Source organism: Limnobaculum xujianqingii, assembly GCF_013394855.1.
Lineage (GTDB): Bacteria > Pseudomonadota > Gammaproteobacteria > Enterobacterales > Enterobacteriaceae > Limnobaculum > Limnobaculum xujianqingii.
Genome location: NZ_JABMLK010000002.1, coordinates 1,646,752 through 1,673,129, shown reverse-complemented (window position 1 = coordinate 1,673,129; position 26,378 = coordinate 1,646,752). Strand labels below are relative to the sequence as shown.

The window sequence follows — 26,378 nt, the reverse complement described above, 5'->3', positions numbered from 1 at the left end:
TACATTAAGTTATACGAAAAATATTTTTATTCTGAAGATAAATAATCCTGATATTCCCCGCGCCTGTAATGCTTTTATCAGATGAGAGGCAACAAAAAAGGGATAGCCCATCGGCTATCCCTTTCAATTAAATTATTTTATTAAACTCTTTCCGGCAAAAACCGAACATCCACATAATAATCTTTTATATTTTCACCATTGATATAGACCGTTATCTCCTGTTGCTCAATATAAGGTCGAGGGTCGAAGTAAATATTTTCACTGGTAAAAATGTAATGTTCATTAGTCAGGCTATTACGCCACTGACATGAAATTCTAAACGGCGAGCGACCATTAATTTTAATCGTGCGATTCACATCAACATCGGTAATCAAAGCTTTTACTGGTCTGCCCTGCTGCAATAATCGGATTTTCTTTTTGCCACGATAGCGGATAACTAATGCGGGGATAAGACCTGTCAGAGTAAAGATAAGGCCTATTACTCCAGGGATAATGGATGCCAGATATTGCGATATAAAGTCGCCAATTTCAGCTTGCTGAGGGGCATCAGCCCGGTAAACAACGTCAACATCTTTACCCAGCTGTTTTGTATAGCTGCTGGAGCCTAGAGAAGATTCAAAAGTCACCCGCTCCCCTTCCCCGGTAACAAACCGAACCACAGGGTGGGTACCGTTCAAGGCAATAATAGTTCCTGTAGTCTTAACCCCTTCACCTTCGAGGCTATAAGCAGAATAACCAACACATCCCGCCACCGAGAGCAGCAGTACTCCAATAAGAGTAAAAATCCAAATGAATATCTTCACAATCTATCTTCCCTGAAACCGGTTATCGAATAATCAACGACCGTTATATTACCACCATTTCCAACGCTTTTACCGGACAAACAAATACACACTCACCACAGCCATCACACAGTTCAGTTTCAATAACCGGTGCACGACCGCTTTGCCACTGGATAGCTTTTTTATCACAGCGTCCGGAGCAGCTATCACAATACATATAGCTATTCTGACAAGCGTGATTCAATTCAGGACGAGCATTAATATTAAACAAACTGCTTTGTAAAGCGCCGGTGTTACAAGCCCGAACGCAACGATCGCAACGGGTGCAGTAATTAGAGATAAAATCGAGTTCAGGCAGAGAAGCATTCAGTACAATCAAAAACTCAGGACAGGCAGAGACACAATCACCACAACCAGTACAAAACTGCTGGAATATTGCCTCATTAGCCGCTCCCGGAGGGCGGATCACTTCGGCTTTTTGATGATGGTTCACCGGTGATGAATCAGGGATAGCCTGAGCACCTTTAAGCAACCCACGCAGCAACCCCCGTCGGCTGACGGTTCGATGCTCCATATAAGCCTTGTAAAAGCGCTCATCCTTCATCAGAGATAAAGCTCCTTTGCTTCAACCGGCAAGTTAAGCTGTTGTTGGAGGGTTTGCAGGTACATCCGGGTTATTTCTGCCAGTTGTGGATAAAAGGCATGTTCAGTGTCACTCGACTGCACCAGTGACAGATAGCGTTCCGCCCAAGGCAGTAGATGCTCACCCAGCAATTGTTGCGCTGCCGCCGGCCGGTCTGACTCCAGCAAATAAGCAAAAGCCATTAGCATCAGGCCAAACTGATCTTCCGGTTCAGGATTATCGGTATTGGTCGCCATTCCCTGCTGAGCAAGAAACTGACGATAATCCAGAGTCGACTCACCCATTAACAAATTTTCCTGATCCAAATAGACAGAACCCCAGGGAGGTGCGGGCATCATGCCTATTCCTTCAAATAGCATGGAATAATCCTGCATCAAGGTTTCTGCATCAAACGCAATCAGGCTCTCGGTTTGTTGACGAAGCAACTCTGGCTGCGGTCAGGGAAATAACGTCACCAATTCAGGCAATACTGCAATTAACGCAGTCTGAGGCGGATAATAAAAGCAGGCTCCGATAATTCGGGGAATAGTGGTATTCATTAGCATAACAACAGGGCCTTTTTCTGATATTTCACAACAGGCTGACCGGTTTTCCGGTCAGCCTGAAATGATTACATGGCTATTGACCACAGATTGTAAAATGCAACGCGGGAAGCCAGTTCTCCAATCACCACACCAGCAGAACCAAGAGCCAGAACAGAACCCAAGCCCTTATGTTTAATCAACACCACTACCGCAATCAGCACTGCCAGAGCCAGACAGAAAGTCTGAATTCCCCAGAACAGCGTCTGTTGAGAAGAAAGCGCTGGCTCAACCTGATTTACAAAACTCAGGTAGCCCGGTTTAGCCACCAGACTAACAATCGCACCAATCAGCAGCGCAATAGCACCAACCTGACGTACTCCGGCTAAAACAGCACAGGCTCCGCCACCAACCAATACGGTAAGCCACATTTGCTGTGCAGTGTAGCCGGTGTTCCAACTACCAACGGTTTGCAGTTGATACACTTTGGTGATTGACCAGACAAAAGCCAACCCAAGCAGAATGGTCACCACGTTCAGTACGCTGGCAATCCCTACGTTTTTCTTGATGTAGCTAAAGAAAAAGGTACCACAAGCCAGAGCGAAGAAAGCGCCACATAACGCGATCTCATTACTCATTGGCGAGCGGCCCACTCCGGCCATCACGTTAAACATGCGGAAAATCTGACCCAGGTGGAAAATACTGCAGATCAAACCAATCGCCATTAACACCAGAGCCAACAGGTTAGCCCGTCTGAGTTGTTCCCAGTCACTTAATTTCAACTGATAGCTGATAAAGGCTAACAAAAACAGCCCTACAGCGCTTTGTCCAAGTACGGTAAAAAATACCAGTGGTAATTCATGCATCTTACACCTCCGCCGGATTCTGAATATGACCGGATGTATCACCACAAGGTTTGGCATCCCGATGGGCTTTAATCACCAGATTCGGTGAGGTCAGCGATGGATCCGGCAATGGAGCAACCCCATTCTGATAGCCGTACTTTTCATGTAATACACCGATTTCATCAAAGTCCAGTGCCCGTTGAGGGCAAGATTCGACACAAACAGGTTTCAACCCCTGGCCCACTCGCTCATAACAGCCATCACACTTAGCCATGACTTTCTTCGATTCATCAAACTGCGGGGCACCGTAAGGGCAGCGCATTTCACAATAGCGACAGCCAACACAGATATCCTGATTAACCACCACCAAACCATCTTCCGCGCGCTTATGCATCGCCCCGGTTGGGCATCCCTCAACACAAGTTGGCTTGGAGCAATGGTTACAGGCAATAGACAGGTAATAATTGAACACGTTTTGTGTCCACAAATTTTCCTGCTTAGACCAGGTACCGCCGCCAAACTCATAAACCCGACGCAGTTTTGGCCCCAGTTGCAAATCCTTTTCGTCTTTGCAGCTAATCTGGCAAGTTTTACAGCCTGTGCACTTGGAGCTATCTACGTAAAAACCATATTGTTTCATCACTATCTCCTTATGCACGTTTTACTTCAACGAGGTTGGTGTGTTGTGGGTTACCCTTAGCCAGTGGAGAAGGCCGTTGGGTGGTCAGCGTATTAATACATCCGCCCACATCTACCCCTTGCTCGTTGGTATTACGCCATGCGCCCTGCGGTACCCCGATAACTCCCGGTAAAATACGCTCGGTCACTTTGACAGCAATACGAATACGGCCACGATCGTTAAATACCTCAGCCATATCGCCGTGATTCAACTTACGAGCCCGTGCATCAATAGGATTCATCCACATCATATGGGGTACTGCTTCACGCAGCATAGCCACCGAATAGTACGAAGAGTGCACACGGCCTTTATCATGGAAGCCGGTCATCTGAAGTGGATACAGCTCTTGAGTTGTCTTATCACTAACCCCTTCAAAGGTTGGGCAATATTCTGGTACGGCCGGGATACGATCCCCTTCAGTTAACTCCCAGGTGGAAGCGATAGTCGCTAAAGCTTCTGAGTAAATTTCAATTTTGCCTGATGGGGTCTTCAGCGGATTGGCATGAGGATCGTCACGATAATCTTTTAACGCGATGGATTTAGAACTGTCTGCCAGAACGCGAGCGACAATGCCCTTATCATTGGTTTGTGCAAACTCAGGTAAGGTTGTATCTTTCTCGCGCATTTTGTTATAGCAATATTCAATCCACTGCTCATGGGTGCGCCCTTCAGTAAACTGCTTGCGAATACCCAACTTTTGCGCCACTTCTGCCAAAACATCATAAGACTGGCGACATTCCCAAAGCGGCTCAATAGTATTCTGCAAACGAATACAGTAGTTATAAGCACCGCTGGCATAGGAGTTATTGATCAGATCGTTTGACTCAACTGAGGTGACATCCGGCAACAACAGGTCGGCATATTTAGCGCTGGCCGTCATGTGGGTTTCCCACACCAGAATAAATTCACACAGCGATTCATCCTTAAGGATTTCATGGGTTTTATTCACGTCAGAATGCTGGTTCATCATGACGTTACTGGCATAATTCCACATAAATTTAACGTTGGTTGTCAGCTTATCTTTATTTTTGACGTGGGCATTTTTCGCGGTCATTTCTGTTCCGCGGGTAATGGCATCGGTCCACATAAAGCAAGGAATGGCGGTTTTTACCGGATTAGGAATAGCAAATCCTGGTACTGAATAGGCCACATTTCCGCCCCATGAGCCACTGTTAGTACCAGCACGACCAATATGCCCAGTCATGAGTGGAATCATCATGATAGAACGGGAAGCCTGTTCACCATTGGCAGTGCGTTGCAACCCCCAACCTTGAGAGATCCAGGCTGCTTTAGCTGAGCCAATTTCACGAGCCAGCTGAATAATGCGGGTTGGTGAAATACCGGTAATTTCGCTCGCCCATTCAGGAGTCTTGGCAATATTATCCGGACCGTTACCTAACAGATAATCTTTGTAAGAACCATTTTTCGGTGCCGACTCAGGCAGAGTACTTTCATCCCAACCAACACAGTAGGTTTTCAGGAACTCTTCATTAGTAAGATTTTCTTTAATCAGGGTATAACCAATAGCCGCAACCAGAGCGCTATCGGTTCCCGGATAGATAGGAATCCATTCTGCATCTAAGGTGGTAACGCTGTCGGTCATACGTGGATCAATAATGATCACTCGCGCATGACTTTGTTTCAGCGCGTTCAGCGTTTCATAAAACTGACCGCCACCAGACATGCGGGTTTCCGCCAGATTGTGCCCGAACATCACCACCAGGTCGGAATTTTTAATTTCCAGTAACAGGGTTTCTGCCAAACCACCATACACATATGGCATGACGGTATTGATCTGTGCCGTAGAGTAAGTTCCGTGCTGATCGAGGAAGCCACCGTATAAATTGAGCATACGCTTGCAGGCGTTACGGCCTTGCAGGTTAGCTCCCGTTGAACCGGAACCATATTGATAGTAAATTGCCTCATTACCATATTTTTCAACGGTATACTTTAGCTTGTCGGCTAAAATGGTTGTCGCTTCATCCCAGCTAATGCGTTTAAATTTACCTTCACCTCTGGCTCCGGTGCGTAGCATCGGATACTTAACCCGATCGGGGTTATAGGTTTTCCAACGTACCGAGCGGCCCCGCAGGCAAGGACGAATTTGGTGCTCACCATAGGTGGAATCATTAAAATCGGTTTCGCTGGAGATTTTGGTAATAACGCCATCTTTAACATGCACTTTCAGTGGGCAACGGCTACCGCAGTTAACCAGACAGGCACTGTATTTAATGGTTTCCGTTGAAGCAGCTTCTGGTGCTGCAACTGCGGTGGTCGTAAATGGCAAGGTTAGTGACCCCGCCACTGCGGCTGCACTTGTGGCAGCCACGGAAGTTTTAATAAACTCCCGTCGCGACACCCCGCCAAGGTGTACTGTTTTTTTGCTCTGCATCGACATTACCCTCATGGTAACAAGAAAAAATATTAGGACGTTTATTATTATGAGGTGTGATAATACGATTACTTGAGAAAGGTCTTTACTGATCTACGTCAATAGCATCCCCCAAATTGATTAACCTGTCTCATTATGGATATTGATTCAGTCAGTTAAATTAAAATTAATTAATACACTTAATATTGAACACGAATAAATCATTCAACTTATACCGAATAGACGAAATTAATATCTGTAATGGCAGGCAGAATAAAATTGGTCATAAAATAGAAAATACTCGCGTCTGAGGTACTGAATAAATAGAAAGCAGCATTAGCAGAAAACTCAATAACACTATTTCTCATAAACTCTTACATAAGAGTGGCAAACAGGATGCCAGTAAAAAATAAACTAATAGCCAAATGCTCCTGAATCACAGAGAAGTAATAAAAACAATTGATAACGGTTTCACTGGCAAAAATTCTCCTATACTTCAACAAGAAATCCCTGTTTATCAGAAACAGAATTAGTGATATTTTTTATCCATAACCTTTCGCTGCGAGAATAACTATGCCGCTACTTGAACATCTTATTGAAGGTATCCAGCGAAAAAAGGAAGACGTATTCTTGCAATATGGCAAAGTTCCGAATGATAAGATGCTCATCGTAATACGCAAAGACGATATGCATGAGCTATTCAAAATGCGCTATAACAATAAAAACTCCCCCTATCTCAGCGTTACCCCCGGCTATATGCTTAAACTAATGGACATCAAAATCGTCACCGCTCCCGAAGAGGTGCTGAAAGGAAAGCTATTTCTCCTGACCATGATTGTTTGAAATATATTCACTTTTTGCCGGAACGTTTTAGTGTGAATGGTGGTCATCTATATAACAGGGAATATTGACAGCTATTTTGTAGCGCGATTTCATGGGATGCTAACTAACAGCCCCTCGAAGGAAAAGAGAGGGAAGCATTAATGTTTTCACCACTAAAGGGATCTTGATATGGTAGACATACTTTATCTTATTAACGATATATTGAGTGCTATCAGTATATTAATCATCGTTTATGCTGTGATTATGGCGGTTGTTGGTTTTATTCGCAGCGAAATCAAACGTGAACATCAGTCATCCAACGGTCTGCTCGCTATACGCGTTCCTTTCGGCTCCCGTTTGCTGCTTGGTCTGGAAATTCTGATTGCCGTTAATATACTGCGAGCAATCATGAGCCCTGGCTACAATGAGCTAATTGTGCTGGTTTCCATGGTGGTCATCCGCACTTTACTGTCATTTTTTCTCAATCGGGAATCTAAAGCACTTGCGGCTCTTGTTCCAATTCAAGCTCCGGTGACAGAAAAAATCGTAGAAGAACAAACCAAAGATATCACTGAGAGCAACCAACCTCAGACTCCCGAGAAGGAAAACACGTCTCAGGATGATGAAATCTTGCCAGAGAATAAATAAATTAACATTCAGGAATATTCCGGCCGGAATGACAATATGTGCACATCATCATTGTGCCCGACCAGAAGACATCTGTACTCAGCTGCAAAATAGGCCGGGCTTTGCCCGACCTATTTTGCAGTATGAAACTAAACGAATATTTTTCCGTTATTTACTTTTAGGCTCCATCAACTCCCGAGCCAGTCTCAGCACCACCAGCGCCAATCCAACAACGCCAACAATCAGCAGTCCCCACAATAACCAGGTTTGCCACTGTTGTGCTCGCTCTACTGGTGAGGTTGCTGTCAGGCGCTCTTCTCCACCCAGCACCATAGTATTTCCGACGTAAGCCTGTGGTAGTCCCTGCAATCCATTTGGTTGCATTTCTGAGGCAGGGATTAGCTGATTCACGCCGATGGTCGCTTTAGCAGCCTGATTTGCCCCCCATGCCAGCAAATACGGAGGATTGCCCTGTCCGTTAAACAGCACATCAACACGTTCACGCTGAGCAACGACTTTAGGCACGGTATCACCCCAGTTGCCGTTTACCGCTTTCACCCGAATCCCCTGAACTAGCAGATGGTTCATCGCTAAAGGTTCCGAGGTACGGTATCCGGTGTCGCCATGAATTTGATATACCACTGCCGTCGACAATGGTCGCCATTTATCTTGCTCAGTACTGCGATACTCGATATTTACCGGTAATACTGTATTACTCTGCTCAGGCACAATGGAAAGGGATGACAATGGCTGAGGGCGCTGCAACTGATATATCGCTTCGGTTTTGGATACCGTTTCAGATTTAAATGCCAGTTCAATGGTTTCAACCGCTGTACGTCGGGTGATCACTACCCCCTGAGCCTTAGATATAGCGGGAATCGCTACATTTTCATCACTATTCACCACTAATAGCCAATACTGAGCGCGTCGGCTGTTGTAGTTATCATCAAGATCGATATTGTTCAACAACAGGCGATCGGTACCGGAAGTTAAATCCATCAGTGGCGCATTGTCCGCCTGTTTGCGCCAGTCCTTTAAATCTCTGCTGCTATATAGGGTAACTTTCGCCTGCCAGTTGGCATTACTTTGGGCCCAGTCCAGCATGATTTGATTAAGACCAACGTCATCAGATTTATCTTTATCCTGATTCAACTCTAACAGGTAAGTCGCTTGCGGTTTGCGTTCACCATCCTGATAGAGTTTTACCTCAACGCCACCGGCCGATTTAAAGGTAAATGTTTCTTTATCCTCCCGCCGATTCTCGTCAGGTTTATTCACTGACATTTGCATAGGGAAAATACGTAATGGGATATTTTGCTGTTCGGTAGTATCGCTATCCACCGGTGATAAAGCGAAAGTAACCGTCTGCCCCGAACTGTTAAACACCCGAACATCCCGCAAATCAGGATAAACCGTCTCAAGATAGACATCTTCCGGCAGCGTTAAACGATAAAAAGGGGATGGTGCAGAAACTTCCAGTTCTGCTCCCTTATAAAAATCCTTCGGCGTTAGCTCAGTTTCATCAGCCTGAGCCAGCGGTAATACCGATATGCACAGGCCACATAACGCTGCACGTAAAGTAACAGTGGATTTTTTTATTTTTATTAACGACATCATGCCTTTGGCTCCTGCTTAAGCGGCTGACGGGGAGGTAATGGGGAAAAGTATCCCACGACTAACAGCAACACGGCAACACCCAGGAATGCGATGGCACGGGCTAAGCCGCCGCCTTTAGCGCTATCCACCAGGAATAATTTAAAGATCACTACGCCCAGTAAGGCTGCACCAATGAACCAGACAATCCGACGTCCGGTACGAGCAGAGAATACCATACAAATCAGAGCAATAAGCGTCCAGACAATAGCAAACGTAGTATGAACCAGACGTGATGCCCACAGCGCGTCAAACCACCAGGCAATATCCGCATAGTAAGCCAGTGCCCGCAGCAGAATGCCATTGAACCACCAGAATGCCAGTCCCCAACCGACTAACGGGATGATAGAGTCCAACTGAATAGCATGTGGTTTCAGAATAACGCTAATACGGCGGAGCCAGACGACCAGCATTAAAATGCCAAACATCGCCGCCTCTTCCAGTGGGTTAACCAATGGAATATAACGCCAGTTCACCATCTGACCATCCATCATATTGCCGGTTAGCAGCATCGCGCCTGCCGCAGCCATCAACGGAATGGTACCCAGCCAATAAACATTGGCATGAGCCCTAATCGGCCAGTACTGTCGACGATCGGCAATCCACAGCAAGAGAATAACTAATGATAAGCTGCACATTTGCAGATAGAAGCGCCATTCGTTCATTCCCCATGCCATTTGAGCTGTGCGCCAGTAGACTTCGCTTCCAACCCAGGCCAATACCAGCCAGAAAAGAACCAGATGTGCCAGTTTCTCTGCATTACCTTTCAACAGTTGAGGAGCATCACGATGTAGCAGGAAGAGTGCGGTAGCAACCACCAGCAGCCAGACCAGATTCCATAATCCTAACGCCGTTGGCAGTGGATCATCGCTAAGCTGTAGAAACAGCGCCATTGCCGCCGCTGGCCACAATAACCAAACCGATTGCTTTAACTCAGGCCAGGCTAAACGATTTCCGGCAATGCGCCAGATCCAGACGGATATGCTCAGCCCTGACAGAGCAAGCAACATCGGCTCCAGGCTATAGGTTCTGGTATTGAAAGCGAACGGCAGCTCAATCAACCACCAGCACCAAAGCAGTATGCCGACCACCAGCATTGCCATACTAATACCCTTCCAGGCATCAGACGCTGGTTTAAAGTGACGCCATAATACACCACCGGCAATAAAGCTCAGGAACAGAACCGGTAAAACAAACAGTAAAGAGATATCCCAACGGTAATCCTGATAGGCTACTAACTGAGCACCTAACGCCAGTACCAGTAATGCACTACCGCTCCAGCTCAGGCGACGCTGATGTTGCAGCAGGCCAAACCACAGAATACCCAGACCTTCCAGCGCCCAGGCCAGTGCGGTCCATTGAGCAGAAAGCGCCAGTGGGATAGCCAACGTAACGAAACTTCCCCCCAGAGCCAGATACCCCAAAGCAATTCGTTTGCCTTCCTGTGGGAAACGACGCAGCGTACCCCAGGTTATCACCAGATAAATCAGACCAAAGCCCAGCGCAGAGAACGCTGGCCCAAATTGCCACTGTTCAGTCATCGCATACTGTAAAGCGAAACCAATCAGCGGAGGGCCAAACAGCAAGGTTCCATCTATTGCCATATGCTGTTGAAGTCGGTTTTTCACCGCAAACAACTCAGCCAACAGGCTAAACAGAACCAGATTGGCAATCAGGAATAGCTGGCAGGAGAGGTAATCCTCCGGCTGATAATGCTCAACGCCCCATATGATGGCTACGCCAAAAGTGAAGACAAAGCCCAGCAGATTAAGCACCCGCCACGACTGCCAGATGCTAATAAACAGAATGCCGCTGGAAATAAGTAAATAGTAAGAGAACAGGCCAATATGGTTGGCACTACCGGTGGAGAGCAGTATTGGCGACAGATAACCGCCGATACTGGCGAGCATGGCAAGACTCAATGCCCGTTGTAACACAGCCAGCGCCACGCTGGCAGCACAAATCACCAGCATCAATACAAAGGCAAAAGTATGCGGTAACAGCTCATAAATCCGGAAGGCAGCAAATACCGTCAGGTATAGCGCGCCCACGGCACCGCCCTGTAAGATAAGAGCATAAAGAGACTGCTTATGGCGTAAACGCCAGCCTAATGCTAGTAACACCACACTGATCAGCGCAGAGCTGGCCAGGCGCAGCTCAATCGGGAACATATCCCGCTCAATGGTATATTTCAGCAGGTAGGCAATACCAAAAAACAACAGCAGAATACCCAATTTTGCTACCGGGTTGCCTTTTACCAGCCAGGAAATAATGCCAGAGAAGATATCTGAACTTTCACTTTGGGCGGAAGATACAGGCGGAGTTTGAGGCAATACCGGTTTTGGTGTTGCGGAGGGTTTTGACACCGCAACATTCACCGATGATGTTGGAGCAGCCACAGGCTCCACCGCAGGAACCGAAGTCACCGGAGCAGGTTCGATTGTTTTTGGTGGAAGAGCGACTGGTTCAAGGTCGCTTTTCGCGGCCACCGCCGGTGGCGCGGCTGGAACAGGTTTATCCGTTACCGGAGGTATAACCAGCTCTGGTAATTTTTGTGATACGGCAGGTTCAGCCTTGGTTTCCTGAGCACCAGATCGCCTGACCGGAATATCTGCCAACTGGTTAAGCTGCTTTTGTAACGACTCAACCTGCTTTTTTAGCTGGCTTACTTCGTCTCTGGCATGGCGACTGCGACTCATAGCCACCAGCGCCATTATTGGCGATGCCAGTACAGCGATAAGAATGATAAAACCAAGGAATATCAACTCATCCATTATCGATTCATCCTGAATAGAGGGTGAAGCCAGTTTCACAGGAATACGCTTTATCGTCTACTGTGGAACAACAAATTGTTACCTTACATCGCCATTTTTCTTCGGTTTTAACACTAAATCAAGCGACTACTCATCGGAAGAATGGTTAAAACCACCTTCAGGCACCCCTTCACGCCAGTAATTCACCAGATAGTATTCATCACGTTGTAGACCCATTTTATCTTTAATCGCCCTACGCAATCCTTTCGCTAAATCACACTCCATTCCACCCCAAATAAGAGGTGAAACACCTGCCGGAATTTGAACCGAAGAAACGGCATCAATCAATCCACTCTCCTGCCCCGAATGCCTGACTAACCAGGTGATTTCCATTCCCTTTGGTGCATGTAAAGGAATCAGATCGGCTTCTGAAGGCACTTCAATAATGGCTTTGCCTTTGGCATCGGCGGGTAAAACCTGTTCCAGGGTATAGCTAATCGCAGGTAGTGCCGATATATCACCTGCTAACACTAACCATTGATCGCGGTAGGACAGGCGAGCACCCGGTCCCCAAATACCTATTTTATCACCGGCTTTAGCCTGCTTCGCCCAATCAGAAGCTACACCACCATCATGACAAACCAGATCGATAGTCAATTGATGTAATTGAGCATCATAATCGCGCAGACTATAGGTTCTTAGAATCGGACGTTCCCCCTCCTCCGGCCACACCAGACGCCCTTTCGAGGCATCATATTCAGGCCAAAGTAAACAGACTGCATTAGCAGGTGGAATAAAAAGCTTTAAATGAGGGCCAATCAGGCTGGTATCGATTTCTAAACCGGCCAGTTCTTCGCCCCCCAGAATCACCCGACGGATATTTTCCGTCAGCATATAAGACTCTATAACATGCAATTGCCGCTGACCTTCAGCGCGTTTGGGTGGGCAAGAGGAGGACATAGGGTAGATCCTTAAGATTGGGAATGACTACTTCAATCAACACTTCAATAATAAATGATTACCATTATCATTTAAAGTATAAGACAGGATCTTTCACTGACGATGAAGAATCATCGTCAGTTTTTTGTTAGTACTTAAAGGTTCAGAGGGTTTTCTGTGCTCTACGCTTAGGTAAACTGACTAACACCAGCGCCATTATCACACAAATAATACCTGCAGCTTCAGGGCCATTAGGACGTTCTCCCAGCAACCACCATGATAAAAGTGCACTGCAAACCGGGACGGCCAATGTGCCTAATCCTGCAACAGAAGCAGGCAAATGTTTCAGAATAAACATCCAAAGTACCCAGGCAACCGCCGTTGCTAAAACCGCGTTATATAACAAGCCACCCCAAAGATAAGGATGCCAGACAATCGGTTTTGAAGGGACAAACAGAGCGATAACCACTAACACAATCGCGCCCATTACCATCTGCCAGGTGGTTAACGATAACAGGTCTGTTGGTGTGCGAAGATACAAACGCTTGGCAATAATCACGCTGGCTCCCCAACAGAAACCAGATAACAGCGCCAGTACAGAAGCCAGCATCGAACCATTATTATTCCACGGCTGCAAAATCAGAATCATGCCGCAGACGGCGATTGCCGTAGCCCAATATTGTAATTTAACTAAACGTTCATTTAAAAATAGCGCTGCCAGTAAAATTACCCAGAATGGCATGGTATACGCCAGAATAGCGACTTTTCCTGCCCCGCCAGTGATCAGAGCCCATTGAGAAAAGCCAACCATGCCAACCGTCTGCAATACACCAATAATAAATGTGGTCCCCAGCGGTGGAGGCTTCATTCCCCGATTACGTAGTTTCAGCACCAGTAATAGCAGTGCCGCACCCAATGTGCAGCGTATTGCGGCGAAATCAAACGGGCCGATATAAACCAGCAGGGTTTTCATCACTATCCAACTGTAGCTCCAGATACAAGTAATACAGATTAAAGCGATAACGGCAGAAAGATTGAGTTTCAAGATGGCTACACCACAGAGATAGATCACAACATAGGTTCAGTAATGACAAAACCGGAAAAAAGACCCTTGATTCACTTTGTTATCATTGCCCTGTGGATATAGACGATAAGTCAGCGATAAACAGTTCAGCAATCATAGGATCAAGGCCGGTGTATTATCGGCTAAAGCCGGGGGAAGGCAAGCGAAGAAACCGATCAAAAAACTTTCCTTTAGAAACCCGCTATTTCAGCGATTAAGCACCTTAAATGCAGCATGCCTGACACTATGTTGATACCCCGATCATCCTTATGCTGTGAAGATGAAGTTCATTCTCATTAATGAGCCAATTTTTAACCAACGATTCTCAACTAATATGATAAATTTTTCACTTTTCAGCGCTCAGATTAATCTGTTATAACTATCAATCTGGATACAGAAGCAGAATTATTTTGTTCTGGATATCTTTCACCCAATGGAGCTAAGTAATGCCCTCTAATAAAGAACTCGCTAACGCTATTCGCGCCCTCAGTATGGACGCCGTACAAAAGGCCAAATCTGGCCATCCCGGAGCCCCGATGGGCATGGCCGATATCGCGGAAGTTCTGTGGCGCGGTTTCCTAAAACACAATCCAACCAATCCTCAGTGGGCTAACCGCGATCGCTTTGTGCTGTCTAACGGTCATGGCTCCATGCTGATTTATAGCCTGCTGCACCTGAGCGGTTATGATCTGACTATCGATGATTTAAAACAGTTCCGTCAGTTACATTCCCGTACCCCGGGTCACCCGGAATATGGCTATGCGCCGGGCGTGGAAACCACTACCGGCCCGCTGGGTCAGGGTATCTGTAATGCGGTGGGTATGGCGATTGCCGAGCGCACGCTGGCTGCCCAGTTTAACCGCCCGGGTCACGACATTGTTGACCACCACACTTATACCTTTATGGGTGACGGCTGCATGATGGAAGGGGTTTCTCACGAAGCCTGTTCACTGGCCGGTACCCTGAAACTGGGTAAACTGATTGCCTTCTATGATGACAACGGTATCTCCATTGACGGCCACGTTGAAGGCTGGTTCACTGATGATACGGCCATGCGTTTTGAAGCTTATGGCTGGCATGTAATTCGTGGCATCGATGGTCATGATGCAGAGGCCATTCGTAAAGCGGTAGAGCAGGCTCAGAAAGAGACCGGTAAGCCTTCATTGCTGATGTGCAAAACCATCATCGGTTTTGGTTCACCCAATAAAGCCGGAACTCACGACAGCCATGGCGCACCATTAGGTGATGCCGAAGTGGCCGCCACCCGTGAAGCGCTGGGCTGGAAATACGAGCCATTTGTTATTCCTCAGGAAATTTACAGCGCCTGGGATGCCAAATCTGCCGGTCAGACGGCGGAAGCAGCGTGGGACAAGCAGTTTGCCGCCTATCGGGCAGCTCATCCTGAACTGGCTGCCGAGTTCACCCGTCGGTGAGCGGTCAGTTACCGGCTCAGTGGCAGGCAGAATCACAGAAGTTTATCGAGAATTTACAGGCTAATCCGGCCAATATCGCCAGCCGTAAGGCGTCACAAAATGCGCTGGAAGCCTTTGGTAAAGTGCTGCCTGAGTTCCTGGGCGGCTCAGCTGACCTGGCACCAAGCAACCTGACCATGTGGTCCGGTTCGAAGTCGATTGTGGATGACCTGGCGGGCAACTACATTCATTACGGCGTACGCGAGTTTGGTATGTCGGCGATGATGAACGGTATCGCCCTGCACGGTGGTTTTGTGCCTTACGGTGCCACCTTCCTGATGTTTATGGAATATGCCCGTAACGCGGTACGTATGGCAGCGCTGATGAAAATCCGCAGCGTATTTGTGTATACCCATGACTCGATTGGTCTGGGTGAAGATGGCCCGACTCACCAGCCGGTAGAGCAGATGGCCAGCCTGCGCCTGACGCCAAATATGAGCACCTGGCGTCCGTGTGACCAGGTTGAATCAGCGATTGCGTGGAAAGCAGCCATTGAGCGTCTGGATGGCCCAAGCGCCCTGATTTTTTCCCGTCAGAACCTGACCCAACAGCCACGTAGCGCAGAGCAACTGGCTAACGTAGCCCGTGGTGGTTATGTACTGAAAGACTGTGCCGGTACACCTGAGTTAATTCTGATTGCCACCGGTTCGGAAGTGAGTCTGGCGGTGGATGCGGCAGACAAACTGTCGGCAGAAGGCCGTAAAGTTCGTGTCGTTTCCATGCCATGTACTGAAGTGTTTGACCGTCAGGATGCGGGTTACCGTGAATCGGTGCTGCCATCAGGCGTAAGTGCACGTGTGGCTGTGGAAGCGGGTATTGCAGACTTCTGGTTCAAGTACACTGGTCTGAACGGTCGTATTGTTGGCATGCGCAGCTTCGGCGAATCCGCTCCGGCAGAACAACTGTTTGCCGAGTTTGGTTTTACGGTTGATAACGTGGTGGCGAATGCCCGTGAGTTGTTGAAGTAAATCTGTATGACAGAAGCCCCGGAAAATTTCCGGGGCTTTAATAATAACTCCATTTATTTTTCCTTCAGTGGATATTGCGGCCGTAAAAGCCCAATACCCATATCATCAATGTGCCCGGTCGCACTCACATATCATTCCATTTCACGCTATACTAATAACCGGTGATGGCGTTCCACCATTAACCTTCTGGTTATAAACCGCCTGATATTAAAGGCTGATGACACCTGACAAATATGACTCCATTATGGAGGTCTGTGTGTCAGGCGTTTTTGTTACCCACTCAGTACCTCCGAGAGCCATTTAAATCTAATTAAACTTAAACCTGTGCAGCCATTGGCATGCATAGCAGGAGAAAAAAATGAGCTATGGCATAACGTTATTTATTGTTGCATTCGGTGGGGCCGTTGGGGCAGTTAGTCGCTTTCAAATTACTAACTGGTTTATTCAATGGTTTGGTAATAGCTTCCCTTACGCCACTCTTGCTGTAAACGTAGGCGGTTCCTTCATCATGGGTGCACTCATGTCAGCCCTGACCCACGGTACATTAATTTCCCCCCACTGGCGCCCTTTGATTGGTGTCGGTTTTTTAGGTGCGTTAACTACCTTCTCTACCTTTTCATTTGATACTTTGGTGCTCTTCACTCAGGGAGAGTGGCTAAAAGCCGCGCTAAATATTATTGCCAATGTGTTGTTATGCCTGTTCGCTGTCGCTATTGGTTATCAATTATTGATAAAGGCGCAGTGAATTAGCCGCTTTTTGGTCTTCGTCAATAATCGTGCTTTCAGAGCGTGATAATCTCCGCTCTGTTTTTCTGTAAAGATGTTAAAAGAATCCTCAGAAATGGCGGAAATCCTGATTTTTTGCTGTTTCGACATAGTGAACTTTGTTAGAGTGACAACATTGTTTTCTCCCTGTTTATGGATAACAGAGAAAAATCAGCGCAGGCAGCAAATATACCAACACATGTTGACTAAACTGATATCAGAAGCCCGAACATTCCAAAGGCTTCACCAATTTAGCTGTAGATTACTTAGCGTCAAAAGAAGTCTGTAGATGTTCAGGGCACACGCCAGATACCAGCCTTACTTTAGCAACAGAGATCTCTAGCAAACCATTTAATCCCCGGGGATATATTCCGGTTACACCGATGTTTAGGAATACGAAATGGATGTAATACACACGCTCTGGCAAGCGCTCTGGCACCACGATATAGCAATGCTGTCTAATCCGTCCCTTACCTGGACGCTATACGGCATACTGTTCACGATTCTGTTACTGGAGAACGGCGTTCTTCCCGCTGCATTTTTACCGGGTGATAGCCTGTTGCTGTTAGTGGGTGTTTTAGTCGCTAAAGGCGCAATTAATTATCCGCTGGCAATTGTGATCCTTACCGCAGGTGCCAGTATCGGCAGTTGGATTGGCTTTTTGCAAGGGCGATGGTTAGGTAATACGTCATTGGTGCAAAACTGGCTTTCTCATATTCCTCCTCATTATCATCAACGTGCCCATAATCTGTTCCATCGCCACGGCTTAGCTGCACTATTTATCGGTCGTTTTCTGGCTTTTGTTCGTACTCTGCTACCTACTCTGGCAGGCGTCTCTGGTCTGGACAGCAAGCGCTTTCAGTTCTTCAGCTGGATGAGCGGCTTCCTGTGGGTGGCTATTCTGACCAGCCTGGGCTATGCGCTGGGCAGCACCAAGATTTTCGATCGCTATGAAAACGAATTAATGAAAGGTCTGGTGCTATTACCAATCATACTGCTGGTTGCTGGTCTGATTGGTTCAATTATCGTTATCTGGCGTAAAAAACGCGCTCATAACGCCAAATAAGAATCGTTAATCACTACATCCTTTCCGGATAGCCAAAATAAAAGCCAAAATGTTCCACCATTTCGGCTTTTATTTTATTGATTCGCGGGTAAATATTTCCCCTTCTCTCTGACTATTTCCTTTGCATTTCCTGACAAAAAAGCACGATTTCTCCTTTAATAACATTGAATAATGGTCTATGATTAATATTACATTTCGCTCATATTTTAAGGAGTAGATCCAATGGCACAGCAAAAAGAAAGTACTTCAGAACAACTTCGTGAAGAGCTCGAAACACTGGCAAATACGTTGGAAGAGATCCTACACTCCTCTGGCGATAAACCTAAAGCTGAACTGGACAAAATGCGCGCCAAAGCTGAAGGGCTGCTAAAAGATACTCGTACCCGCCTGACCGAAACCAAAGGCAAAATTGTTGATCAAACCAAAGAGATTGCCGATAAAGCTGACACCTATGTGCATGAAAAACCATGGGCTGGCGTAGGTATCGGTGCTGCAGTTGGTCTGGTGCTTGGCGTACTGTTAACTCGTCGCTAATCATGTCAAATAGCACCTCCGCTCAGGGCCCCGGCAAGGGTGCCCTGGCCACTATCCAGCGAATCTTTACTTTACTGCATCGAATGGTGCAAACCCGTCTGGAACTGGTTGCCGTAGAGCTGGAAGAAGAGAAGGCCAATCTGCTTCAATTATTGATGCTGGTTGGTCTGACGCTGGTATTTACCGGCTTCTGCCTGATGGGCCTGTTTATTTTAGTTTGTCTGGCTATCGATCCCGCCTACCGGGTACTTGCACTATCCCTGATTACCGGAATTCTGTTTCTGTTGGCTGTTATTACTGGAGTTTGGGCTATGGTCAGGGCGAAGCGCTCTACCTTCCTGAAAGAAACCCGTAATCAATTGAAGCTGGACCATATCCTGCTTGAGGATGACAAGTGAATAAGCAGCAACGGGAACTTAAAAAAAACCTGCTGCTGCAACGTATTACCCGGCAGCGCTCAGAATTAGCTCAAGGTCGTCAAGCCTGGCTGGAGCAAACCCAGTCTTTTGACAAAGGCTGGCTGGCACTGACTCAATATCCGATTATTACTGCTACCGGTGTTGGTATCGCTATAGTATATGGTTTACGCCATCCTCGTAAGCTTATACTGTGGAGCCGTCGTGCTCTCGGTATCTGGAGTACCGTGAATTTCGTCAAAAGTAGTCTAAACTCGAAGTAACCTTTTCTATTTGGATTCTCCCTCCTGTTTCATACTGCTGATTAATTCAACAATAATTCTGAGCTTCTGCCTCAGTAATTAATACGTGTATTTCATGATATATATAATTCCGTTATATATCATAACCATTAATCATATGCAGTCATTCAGATTTTTTGAATTAATTATGCAATTCTTCTCGCTAACAAGTTTCCATCACCTGAACTAGGATAAGCACATCGAAACAAAACAATGTTTGTACGTAACTATCACGGGCAAACAGATCATTATCAAACTGTGTTCAGGAGTTAGAGTAGAAATGAAAAATTTAAATAACGTTGCATTACTAATCGCCCGTATTTTAATGCCAATTCTGTTTATTGTGGCTGGTTACGGTAAGTTAGGTGATGCTTATGCCGGAACACAACAATATATGCAAGCCATGGGCGTTCCTGAATTCCTGTTACCACTAACAATTTTACTGGAACTGGGTGGCGGTCTGGCAGTGTTATTTGGTTTACTGACCCGTACTACTGCAATTTTCACTGCGCTGTTCACACTGTTAACCGCCTTTATATTCCACAGCAACTTTGCTGAAGGCGTTAACCAGTTAATGTTCATGAAAAACCTGACTATTGCTGGTGGTTATATCTTATTAGCAGTAAGCGGTCCTGGTGCTTTCAGTATCGATAGACTGTTAAACAAAAAATGGTAATTCATCAATAATTAAAAAGCTGCGCCTTGAGAGCGCAGCTTTTCATTTTTTATCTTTTCATATAGTTAAATATATAGGAAAAGCCTTTCGCTCAAAATTGAGCTATACCTGTTATAACCAACTTATCTGCGGAGGTAAAAATGGGACAGTTAGTTAATGGAATCTGGCAGGATGTTTGGTACGACACTAAATCAAGTAACGGTCATTTCAAACGAACCGCCCCTCAGTTTCGCCACTGGGTCACTGCCGATGGTCAACCCGGCCCAACCGGAGAAGGCGGCTTTAAGGCCGAAGCAAGACGTTATCATCTGTATGTCTCTCTTGCCTGCCCCTGGGCACATCGCACTTTATTGATGCGTAAGCTAAAAGGATTAGAGCAAATGATTTCAGTTTCAGTAGTACATCCCCTGATGCTGGAACACGGTTGGACCTTTGCCACTGATTTTGAAGCTGCTACCGGCGATACGCTTTTTGGGCTGGATTATCTTTATCAGCTCTATCTGAAAGCTATTCCTGACTATACCGGTCGGGTAACGGTACCCGTATTGTGGGATAAGCAAAAGAACACCATTGTCAGCAATGAATCCTCGGAGATTATTCGTATGTTTAACAGCGCATTCGATAGTCTGGGAGCCACTCCGGCAAATTATTATCCGGAGCCACTGCGTGAAGAGATCGATCGGTTAAACGATTGGATCTATCCAAATGTTAACAATGGTGTTTATAAAGCAGGTTTTGCCACCCAACAAGATGCTTACAGTGAAGAAGTCGCTAATGTTTTCAATGCACTGGATAAGTTGGAAGAGATCCTTAGCGCGCAACGCTATCTGACAGGTAACCAGTTAACCGAAGCCGACCTGCGCCTGTGGACTACCTTAGTTCGCTTCGATCCGGTGTATGTCACCCACTTTAAGTGCGACTATCAGAGGATCAGTGATTATCCGAATTTATATGGCTTTTTACGGGATATCTATCAGATGCCTGGCATTCATGAGACGGTTAATTTCTCGCATATTCGTAATCACTACTATCGTAGCCATAAAACCATTAACCCGACTGGAGTTATTTCTATCGGGCCAAAACAGGATCTCAATGCTCCACACCATCGCGATCGGCGTTTTGGTGAATAAGTAAGGAGAACATAATGAGTAATCAACAATATCGAGCTATTCGCCAGGTATTTCCGGCGATGGCAACTCAGGACGGTGCTGGGGTTAGCCTCAAACGCGCCTTAGGCCAAAGTGACAGCCAGAGAATGGACCCCTATCTAATGATGGATGTGTTCTTTTCTGACGATCCGCAAGACTATATTGCCGGTTTCCCTGACCATCCACACCGCGGTTTTGAAACCATTACCTATATGCTGGAAGGCAATATGCTGCACAAAGACCATGTAGGCCATCGTGGTGAACTGAAAACCGGCGGTATCCAGTGGATGACCGCAGGACGGGGGATCATTCACTCTGAAATGCCACAGCAGGTAGATGGTGAGATGCGAGGCTTCCAGATTTGGCTCAATCTGCCTGCGGTCGACAAAATGAAAGATCCCAGCTATCAAAACTTCGATGCGGAGCAACTGCCCAATATATCGCTGTTGGAAGAAGGGCAAATCATTCTGATTGCTGGTTCACTCACGCTGGATGGAGATACCTACACCAGCCCGGTACAGGCCCATGCTACCCAACCGTTGATTGCTGATATACATCTGCAACCTAATGGTGAAGTCCACATTCCGGTTCCAGCCGGACTCAACGCCCTGCTCTATCTGTTTGAAGGTGAAATTCAGGTAGGAAATGAAGCGCTGCAATTTGACCAGACGGCTATTCTGACCGATGGCGATATGCTGCACTTAAAAGCGGATATTCTGGGGGGGACGAGCCATGCTGTTGGCGGGTAAACCGCTGAATGAACCGGTGGTACAGTACGGTCCTTTTGTGATGAATACCGTTGATGAAATTAAACAGGCGATAAATGACTATAACAGCGGAAAATTTACCGCTTAGTCATACTACATCAAGGCTTTTAGGGTGAAAGCGAGTGACAAGCTTTCACCCTTTTAACTCACCTTACTTTTGTCGGGTAGACCAGGCCACGGCAAAAATAATCAATGCCCCACCAGCCACCATTCTCAGTCCTGGTTGTTCATGAAACAGAACCCAGGCCACCAGAATGGCATACACCGGCTCCAGTGCAATAATCATGGCGGCGGTTCGGGCGTTAATCACCTTCAGAGCATTAATAAAAAAACTATAAGAAAGCCCGGTACACAGCAGACCAAGGCAGGCAATCCATACCCAATCCAACCAGGGTACCTGTGGAATATCCGCAACAGCAAAAGGCAGTAAGCACAGCATCACTGACAGATTCTCCCACCAGTTAACCTGTACCCCTGACATTTTAGCCGCCACGCTACGGTTACCAATGGTTAGTAATGCATAGGTAAATCCGGATAAGATTCCCCAAATAAGCCCTTCAGTGGCATTATTAGCAAAGTCAAAGCCAGGGGTAACCAATACCAGCCCTAAAGACACCAACCCAATCAGGGTATATTCGGTTTTAGTGAGCTGCTCCCGATACAGCACGCTTTCCAGCAATGCCACGAACGCAGGGAAACAGGCAAAGCCCAGTGTGGCAACGGCAACTCCACCCACTTTGATACCGATAAAGAAGGTCACCCAGTGAGCAACCAGCAATAAACCCATAGCCAACAGGTTAAAAATACGCTGGGCAGTCATCCCCTGCCAGGGCAAGCGGCGAGATTTAATCAGTAATACCGAGAGAGAAAGAACAGCAAAAACTGCCCGGCCAAATACCAATACGGCAACACCGCTGATAATTAACTTGCCGAAAATACCGGAAATGCCAAACAAAACGGCAGCGGCATGCATTTGCCACAGAGCACTACCACGGGTCATGATGCCACCGAATAGAGAATAGATTGGTATTGACTAAAGTCAGGCTGAAAACAGTTTAGGTATTTCACGCAGTAACCAGGCTTTCGCTTTACCGATTTGATCCCGTCGCCACGCCATAATGATCTCTACTTCACTGCCCGGATCGTCACCAATGACTTTCAATTTGCCATTTTTCAGATCGTCCTGAATCATATCAACGGGCATAGTAGCGATACCTAAACCCGCCAGCAGGGCTTTATGTTTATCTTCCAGCGAACTGACGGTTAAACGATGCTGTTTCTCCAACACTTTTACCGTCAAAATTGGGCGTTCTTTTGCAGTATCGGCAATAGCAATACCGCGATATTTCAGACGCGTGCTTTCATCCAGAGGGTTCTGTTCCTGATGAATAGGATGCTCCGGCGCAGCCACATACAAACTGGTAACGCTATACAGGCGAACCGAGTTAATTTCAGAAGACTGACGCAGATAATCAGAAGGTCCGATCACAATATCGGCTTTTCCCTGTTCCAGACGTTCCCAGGCACCAGCCAGTACCTCGGTAGTAATAGCGATTTGGGTATCTGATTTTTCAGCCAGGCGGTTAACCAGTGGAAACAGGCTCCAGGCCGGAACCAGCACTTCCGTAACAATGTTAATATTGGTTTCCCAACCGCGGGACAATGCCTCAGCATCAGAGGTCAGTTTATCAGCTGCCTCCAACAGAATACGCCCCCGTTCCAGCAACAGACGACCAACCGGAGTGAATTTAGTGCGATGACCGGAACGGTCAAACAGCACCACATCCAACTCTTCCTCCAGTTTTTGCATGGTATAGCTTAATGCTGAAGGAACCCGACCAAGCTCTTCTGCAGCAGCAGCAAAGCTACGACGGCGTTCAATTGCATCCATAACCCTTAATGCTTCGAGTGTTAGTGCCCTGTCTTTATTCATAATAATCGCTGAATGATTGGCCGGATTGTTGTTAACAATATTGTGTGCCAGACTAACCCGCGAATCGATAATCGTCCAGTAGCAATCAATGTTACTGCCTGTTTTTTATGCCATACCTCACATCAATATAAAGAGAATAAATTATTCGATACTAACGGCTATCAATAAACATCAGCTCTGCTATTTTTATTGTTAATAACTCAATATCAGAAAATAAATAATGCCGATCGTTATGGTTAAGATCATTCAATATTCCCGGTAATAAAGCTGTTGTATGCGGCAATCTGACCGGGCTGTTTAGCACTTTATGCTAAGGGATTATTATGTCTGAAGCCCATATTAAGGTAGAATTTATAGTCCGCGCAGAGACGATATCAATGCCAACTCCATCCGAGAACAGGCGCCAGAATCAAACCGATGCCTCATGCATCACTTTGCAGCACAATGACCCGATGACATTTTTACTAGCCTGATTTTTCAGACTATTTTTTGTGATGCCCGGCGTTAATCTGTTTTTTAAATAAATGATGATTACAACGATATATTTGATATGAAGAAACAATCGATTATTACCCTGATGTTTATAATTGTTGTTATTGCGTTGGCAATATTATTCCGCGCACATAACCAATATATTTTACTGCAGGGCGAAGTAGATGCTCCGGAGGTATTAGTCACCTCTAAAGCTAAAGGCCGTGTGATCGAGCGTTATTTTGAACGCGGCGACGACGTTAAAGCCGGCCAATTATTAATGAAACTGGATAGTCCGGAACTGGATGCTCAGGTTAAATCGCTGGAGGCCGCCAGAGATCAGGCGAAAGCTCGTCTGGAAGAGTCAATGCACGGTACCCGGGAAGAGAGTATCCGTAACCTGAAAGCATCGTTAGCGCAGGCCGAAGCTGTTTATCAAAATGCAGAAAAAGATTATCGCCGTAATCAGAGCATGGCACCTAAGGGCTATGTCTCTGCCACCATGCTGGACGCTTCACTCAAAGCCAGAGATACCGCGTTTCATCAAGTCAATGCAGCCCGTGCGCTGTTAGATGAAGCGCAACATGGCGATCGCAGCGAACAGAAAGATGCCTTTGTGGCTGCGCTTCATCAGGCAGAAGAGAACCTGACGCAGATAAAAGTTCAACAGGATGACCTGCAGGTTAAAGCACCGGTAGACGGCGAAATTGGTACTATTCCCGCAGAACAAGGGGAATTACTCAACGCTGCCAGCCCTCTGTTAACCATCATTCGCCTGCCGGATGCTTATTTCGTCTATAACCTGCGCGAAGATATTTTGGCTCACGTGCGTAAGGGCGACAAAATCATGTTGCAGGTACCTGCGTTAAAAAATCAACAGATTGAAGCAGAAGTACGTTTTATTTCACCAATGGGCGATTTCGCGACCAAACGGGCCACCCGCGCGACCGGCGATTTTGATTTAAAAACTTTCGAAGTGCGGCTCTATCCGGTTAAACCGATTGAAGGGCTGCGTCCGGGGATGAGCGCATTATGGAAATGGGAAGATTAAAGGCTGGCTGGCGCTGCTTTAACCGCTCATTTAACGTAGAAGCCAAAGCCGGTTCCCGTAGCATTGTGCTCCACTGGTTAACGTGGATCTTTCCTCTGCTACTGTTTACGGTTATCAGCGCCAACTTCTCCGCCGGAACCATGCTGGAGTTACCGGTTGCTGCGGTAGATAACGACCACAGTACTCTGTCCAGACGAATCATTCGCGATCTGGATGCAGGTTCCCATGCCCAAATAACCCAGTATAACGACCTGCAACAAGCGCTGGTGGCTCTGCGTTCAGCTAAGATTTACGCTTTGTTGTACATTCCCCATAATTTTGAAGCGGACGTATTAGCCGCCCGTCAACCAACTCCGGCGCTTTACTATAATGGCCTGTATTATGGTGCGGGTCTTTACTCTACTCAGGACTTTCCCGGCCTGACAGCGGAGCTGAATCAAACCTATTCACAAATTATTGCGGCAGGAATTGGCCGCCCGTTACCACCGCTGGCACAGGTCAGCCTTTCTTATGAAAGCCTGTTTAACGCCAGCGGTAATTTTATTTACTATCAGCTATTTGCAGCAACTATTCATATTCTCCAGCTGTTTGTGGTCACCTGTACTATCTATGTTTTAAGTCGACGTAAAGTCCTGCTAAATGCCCGTCCTTTCAGTCTGGCGTTAATAGGCAAGCTGGCCCCTTACACCATTATCTACACCCTGTTACTGATGGTTGAGCTTGCCGCTCTGGTCACCTATTCCGGTGCCCAAATTAATGGTAATCCGCTGTTTATGCTGGCTATTGGATTTTTCTATATTATGGCGGCGCAAAGTATTGGCCTGCTGCTGTTTACCTTCACCAAAGATATTATTACTGCCTATACGTTAATTGGTTTACTGGTGGGTATCGCCATGACCTACTCAGGTACCGCAGTACCTGAACTGTCGATGCCGCTCATAGCCCAAATCATTGCCAATATTGAACCACTGACCCATGCTCTGTATGCCCTGTTTGACGTATTCTTACGTGGAGTTCCGGCATCATCACTGGTGTATGTTTGTGTACTGTTACTGGTTTATCCACTTATTACTGCTTTTTTGGTAAGAAAACGCTTACCTAAGCGCCTACAGGGCGGGGACATTCGATAATG

The 26,378-nt window shown here is 46.6% G+C and carries 24 protein-coding genes, 2 pseudogenes and 1 riboswitch; of the genes and pseudogenes, 14 read left to right on the top strand and 12 right to left on the bottom strand.

Translation table 11 applies throughout. The annotated features are described in order from the left end of the window. Positions 1-140: 140 nt before the first annotated feature. From GOL65_RS21695 to GOL65_RS21670, 6 genes and pseudogenes are all read right to left on the bottom strand, one after another. Positions 141-803: a DUF3592 domain-containing protein gene (locus GOL65_RS21695; protein WP_179038529.1), complete on the bottom strand. Its 663-nt coding sequence runs from the start codon at positions 801-803 to the stop codon at positions 141-143. A gap of 43 nt (positions 804-846) precedes the next feature. Further along, positions 847-1,386 (bottom strand): 4Fe-4S binding protein, encoded by a 540-nt coding sequence (locus GOL65_RS21690; protein ID WP_140920407.1) that lies wholly within the window; start codon positions 1,384-1,386, stop codon positions 847-849. After that, a pseudogene (locus GOL65_RS21685) lies at positions 1,386-1,970 on the bottom strand (molecular chaperone TorD family protein). Before GOL65_RS21685 ends, GOL65_RS21690 begins: the two are co-directional and overlap by 1 nt. A gap of 65 nt (positions 1,971-2,035) precedes the next feature. Then, on the bottom strand, positions 2,036-2,812 hold the full coding sequence (locus tag GOL65_RS21680; RefSeq protein ID WP_140920408.1) for a dimethyl sulfoxide reductase anchor subunit family protein: 777 nt from the start codon (positions 2,810-2,812) through the stop codon (positions 2,036-2,038). A 1-nt stretch (position 2,813) separates the two neighbouring features. After that, positions 2,814-3,431, bottom strand: a complete 618-nt coding sequence (locus GOL65_RS21675; RefSeq protein WP_140920409.1) for a DMSO/selenate family reductase complex B subunit — start codon at positions 3,429-3,431, stop codon at positions 2,814-2,816. Between the two features lie 10 nt (positions 3,432-3,441). Beyond that, entirely contained in the window at positions 3,442-5,862 is a 2,421-nt protein-coding gene (locus tag GOL65_RS21670; RefSeq protein ID WP_140920410.1) for a DMSO/selenate family reductase complex A subunit, read from the bottom strand. Between the two features lie 552 nt (positions 5,863-6,414). On the opposite strand from GOL65_RS21670, the gene GOL65_RS21665 reads away from it, so the two are divergent. Both GOL65_RS21665 and GOL65_RS21660 read left to right on the top strand, forming a co-directional pair. Beyond that, positions 6,415-6,684, top strand: a complete 270-nt coding sequence (locus tag GOL65_RS21665; RefSeq protein WP_130592652.1) for a hypothetical protein — start codon at positions 6,415-6,417, stop codon at positions 6,682-6,684. A gap of 168 nt (positions 6,685-6,852) precedes the next feature. Then, positions 6,853-7,311, top strand: a complete 459-nt coding sequence (locus GOL65_RS21660) for a DUF1622 domain-containing protein (RefSeq protein ID WP_140920411.1) — start codon at positions 6,853-6,855, stop codon at positions 7,309-7,311. Between the two features lie 147 nt (positions 7,312-7,458). On the opposite strand, the gene GOL65_RS21655 is transcribed toward GOL65_RS21660, so the two are convergent. The 4 genes from GOL65_RS21655 to GOL65_RS21640 all read right to left on the bottom strand — a co-directional run bounded on the left by GOL65_RS21655 (position 7,459) and on the right by GOL65_RS21640 (position 13,680). Next, positions 7,459-8,907, bottom strand: a complete 1,449-nt coding sequence (locus GOL65_RS21655) for a DUF3999 domain-containing protein (RefSeq protein ID WP_140920412.1) — start codon at positions 8,905-8,907, stop codon at positions 7,459-7,461. Beyond that, positions 8,904-11,756, bottom strand: coding sequence for a DUF2339 domain-containing protein (locus GOL65_RS21650; protein ID WP_228723178.1), 2,853 nt, complete (start codon positions 11,754-11,756; stop codon positions 8,904-8,906). Before GOL65_RS21650 ends, GOL65_RS21655 begins: the two co-directional genes overlap by 4 nt. A gap of 87 nt (positions 11,757-11,843) precedes the next feature. Continuing rightward, positions 11,844-12,656, bottom strand: a complete 813-nt coding sequence (locus GOL65_RS21645; protein ID WP_140920414.1) for a siderophore-interacting protein — start codon at positions 12,654-12,656, stop codon at positions 11,844-11,846. Between the two features lie 142 nt (positions 12,657-12,798). Continuing rightward, positions 12,799-13,680 (bottom strand): DMT family transporter, encoded by an 882-nt coding sequence (locus tag GOL65_RS21640; protein ID WP_322091094.1) that lies wholly within the window; start codon positions 13,678-13,680, stop codon positions 12,799-12,801. 464 nt (positions 13,681-14,144) lie between these two features. On the opposite strand from GOL65_RS21640, the pseudogene tkt reads away from it, so the two are divergent. The 10 genes and pseudogenes from tkt (at position 14,145) to GOL65_RS22435 (ending at position 21,879) form a co-directional block, all read left to right on the top strand. Continuing rightward, a pseudogene (gene tkt / locus GOL65_RS21635) lies at positions 14,145-16,138 on the top strand (transketolase). 151 nt (positions 16,139-16,289) lie between these two features. Next, positions 16,290-16,372, top strand: a riboswitch (Fluoride riboswitch). A 124-nt stretch (positions 16,373-16,496) separates the two neighbouring features. Continuing rightward, positions 16,497-16,883, top strand: coding sequence for a fluoride efflux transporter CrcB (gene crcB, locus GOL65_RS21630; RefSeq protein WP_140920083.1), 387 nt, complete (start codon positions 16,497-16,499; stop codon positions 16,881-16,883). A gap of 420 nt (positions 16,884-17,303) precedes the next feature. Then, positions 17,304-17,969, top strand: coding sequence for a DedA family protein (locus tag GOL65_RS21625; protein WP_130592658.1), 666 nt, complete (start codon positions 17,304-17,306; stop codon positions 17,967-17,969). A 222-nt stretch (positions 17,970-18,191) separates the two neighbouring features. Beyond that, entirely contained in the window at positions 18,192-18,503 is a 312-nt protein-coding gene (locus tag GOL65_RS21620; RefSeq protein WP_130592659.1) for a DUF883 family protein, read from the top strand. A 2-nt stretch (positions 18,504-18,505) separates the two neighbouring features. Beyond that, a complete protein-coding gene (locus tag GOL65_RS21615) occupies positions 18,506-18,901 on the top strand; it encodes a phage holin family protein (protein ID WP_228723176.1) in 396 nt (131 codons plus the stop codon). Beyond that, a complete protein-coding gene (locus tag GOL65_RS21610) occupies positions 18,898-19,182 on the top strand; it encodes a YqjK-like family protein (RefSeq protein ID WP_140920085.1) in 285 nt (94 codons plus the stop codon). The genes GOL65_RS21615 and GOL65_RS21610 overlap by 4 nt, the downstream gene beginning before the upstream one ends. Before the next feature lie 298 nt (positions 19,183-19,480). Next, positions 19,481-19,876 carry a DoxX family protein gene (locus GOL65_RS21605; RefSeq protein ID WP_140920086.1) on the top strand — a complete coding sequence of 132 codons (396 nt, stop codon included), beginning with the start codon at positions 19,481-19,483 and terminating at the stop codon, positions 19,874-19,876. 140 nt (positions 19,877-20,016) lie between these two features. After that, positions 20,017-21,006, top strand: coding sequence for a glutathione S-transferase family protein (locus GOL65_RS21600; RefSeq protein ID WP_140920087.1), 990 nt, complete (start codon positions 20,017-20,019; stop codon positions 21,004-21,006). Between the two features lie 14 nt (positions 21,007-21,020). Continuing rightward, positions 21,021-21,773, top strand: a complete 753-nt coding sequence (locus GOL65_RS21595) for a pirin family protein (RefSeq protein WP_267313835.1) — start codon at positions 21,021-21,023, stop codon at positions 21,771-21,773. After that, on the top strand, positions 21,757-21,879 hold the full coding sequence (locus GOL65_RS22435; protein WP_267313834.1) for a pirin-like C-terminal cupin domain-containing protein: 123 nt from the start codon (positions 21,757-21,759) through the stop codon (positions 21,877-21,879). Before GOL65_RS21595 ends, GOL65_RS22435 begins: the two co-directional genes overlap by 17 nt. A 63-nt stretch (positions 21,880-21,942) precedes the next feature. On the opposite strand, the gene GOL65_RS21590 is transcribed toward GOL65_RS22435, so the two are convergent. Both GOL65_RS21590 and GOL65_RS21585 read right to left on the bottom strand, forming a co-directional pair. Next, positions 21,943-22,791 carry a DMT family transporter gene (locus GOL65_RS21590; RefSeq protein WP_140920088.1) on the bottom strand — a complete coding sequence of 283 codons (849 nt, stop codon included), beginning with the start codon at positions 22,789-22,791 and terminating at the stop codon, positions 21,943-21,945. 39 nt (positions 22,792-22,830) lie between these two features. Continuing rightward, positions 22,831-23,724 (bottom strand): LysR family transcriptional regulator, encoded by an 894-nt coding sequence (locus tag GOL65_RS21585; RefSeq protein WP_140920089.1) that lies wholly within the window; start codon positions 23,722-23,724, stop codon positions 22,831-22,833. 550 nt (positions 23,725-24,274) lie between these two features. Here GOL65_RS21585 and GOL65_RS21580 point away from each other — a divergent pair. Beyond that, positions 24,275-25,246 carry an HlyD family secretion protein gene (locus GOL65_RS21580; RefSeq protein WP_140920090.1) on the top strand — a complete coding sequence of 324 codons (972 nt, stop codon included), beginning with the start codon at positions 24,275-24,277 and terminating at the stop codon, positions 25,244-25,246. Next, positions 25,228-26,376, top strand: a complete 1,149-nt coding sequence (locus GOL65_RS21575; protein ID WP_140920091.1) for an ABC transporter permease — start codon at positions 25,228-25,230, stop codon at positions 26,374-26,376. The genes GOL65_RS21580 and GOL65_RS21575 overlap by 19 nt, the downstream gene beginning before the upstream one ends. Positions 26,377-26,378: the final 2 nt, after the last annotated feature.

Coding starts and splice junctions, on each gene's coding strand:
- GOL65_RS21690 (WP_140920407.1), bottom strand. CDS start 1,386: ATGAAGGATGAGCGCTTTTACAAGGCTTATATGGAGCATCGAACCGTC.
- GOL65_RS21680 (WP_140920408.1), bottom strand. CDS start 2,812: ATGCATGAATTACCACTGGTATTTTTTACCGTACTTGGACAAAGCGCT.
- GOL65_RS21675 (WP_140920409.1), bottom strand. CDS start 3,431: ATGAAACAATATGGTTTTTACGTAGATAGCTCCAAGTGCACAGGCTGT.
- GOL65_RS21670 (WP_140920410.1), bottom strand. CDS start 5,862: ATGCAGAGCAAAAAAACAGTACACCTTGGCGGGGTGTCGCGACGGGAG.
- GOL65_RS21665 (WP_130592652.1), top strand. CDS start 6,415: ATGCCGCTACTTGAACATCTTATTGAAGGTATCCAGCGAAAAAAGGAA.
- GOL65_RS21660 (WP_140920411.1), top strand. CDS start 6,853: ATGGTAGACATACTTTATCTTATTAACGATATATTGAGTGCTATCAGT.
- GOL65_RS21655 (WP_140920412.1), bottom strand. CDS start 8,907: ATGATGTCGTTAATAAAAATAAAAAAATCCACTGTTACTTTACGTGCA.
- GOL65_RS21645 (WP_140920414.1), bottom strand. CDS start 12,656: ATGTCCTCCTCTTGCCCACCCAAACGCGCTGAAGGTCAGCGGCAATTG.
- crcB (WP_140920083.1), top strand. CDS start 16,497: ATGAGCTATGGCATAACGTTATTTATTGTTGCATTCGGTGGGGCCGTT.
- GOL65_RS21625 (WP_130592658.1), top strand. CDS start 17,304: ATGGATGTAATACACACGCTCTGGCAAGCGCTCTGGCACCACGATATA.
- GOL65_RS21620 (WP_130592659.1), top strand. CDS start 18,192: ATGGCACAGCAAAAAGAAAGTACTTCAGAACAACTTCGTGAAGAGCTC.
- GOL65_RS21615 (WP_228723176.1), top strand. CDS start 18,506: ATGTCAAATAGCACCTCCGCTCAGGGCCCCGGCAAGGGTGCCCTGGCC.
- GOL65_RS21605 (WP_140920086.1), top strand. CDS start 19,481: ATGAAAAATTTAAATAACGTTGCATTACTAATCGCCCGTATTTTAATG.
- GOL65_RS21600 (WP_140920087.1), top strand. CDS start 20,017: ATGGGACAGTTAGTTAATGGAATCTGGCAGGATGTTTGGTACGACACT.
- GOL65_RS21595 (WP_267313835.1), top strand. CDS start 21,021: ATGAGTAATCAACAATATCGAGCTATTCGCCAGGTATTTCCGGCGATG.
- GOL65_RS22435 (WP_267313834.1), top strand. CDS start 21,757: ATGCTGTTGGCGGGTAAACCGCTGAATGAACCGGTGGTACAGTACGGT.
- GOL65_RS21590 (WP_140920088.1), bottom strand. CDS start 22,791: ATGACCCGTGGTAGTGCTCTGTGGCAAATGCATGCCGCTGCCGTTTTG.
- GOL65_RS21585 (WP_140920089.1), bottom strand. CDS start 23,724: ATGAATAAAGACAGGGCACTAACACTCGAAGCATTAAGGGTTATGGAT.
- GOL65_RS21580 (WP_140920090.1), top strand. CDS start 24,275: ATGAAGAAACAATCGATTATTACCCTGATGTTTATAATTGTTGTTATT.
- GOL65_RS21575 (WP_140920091.1), top strand. CDS start 25,228: ATGGAAATGGGAAGATTAAAGGCTGGCTGGCGCTGCTTTAACCGCTCA.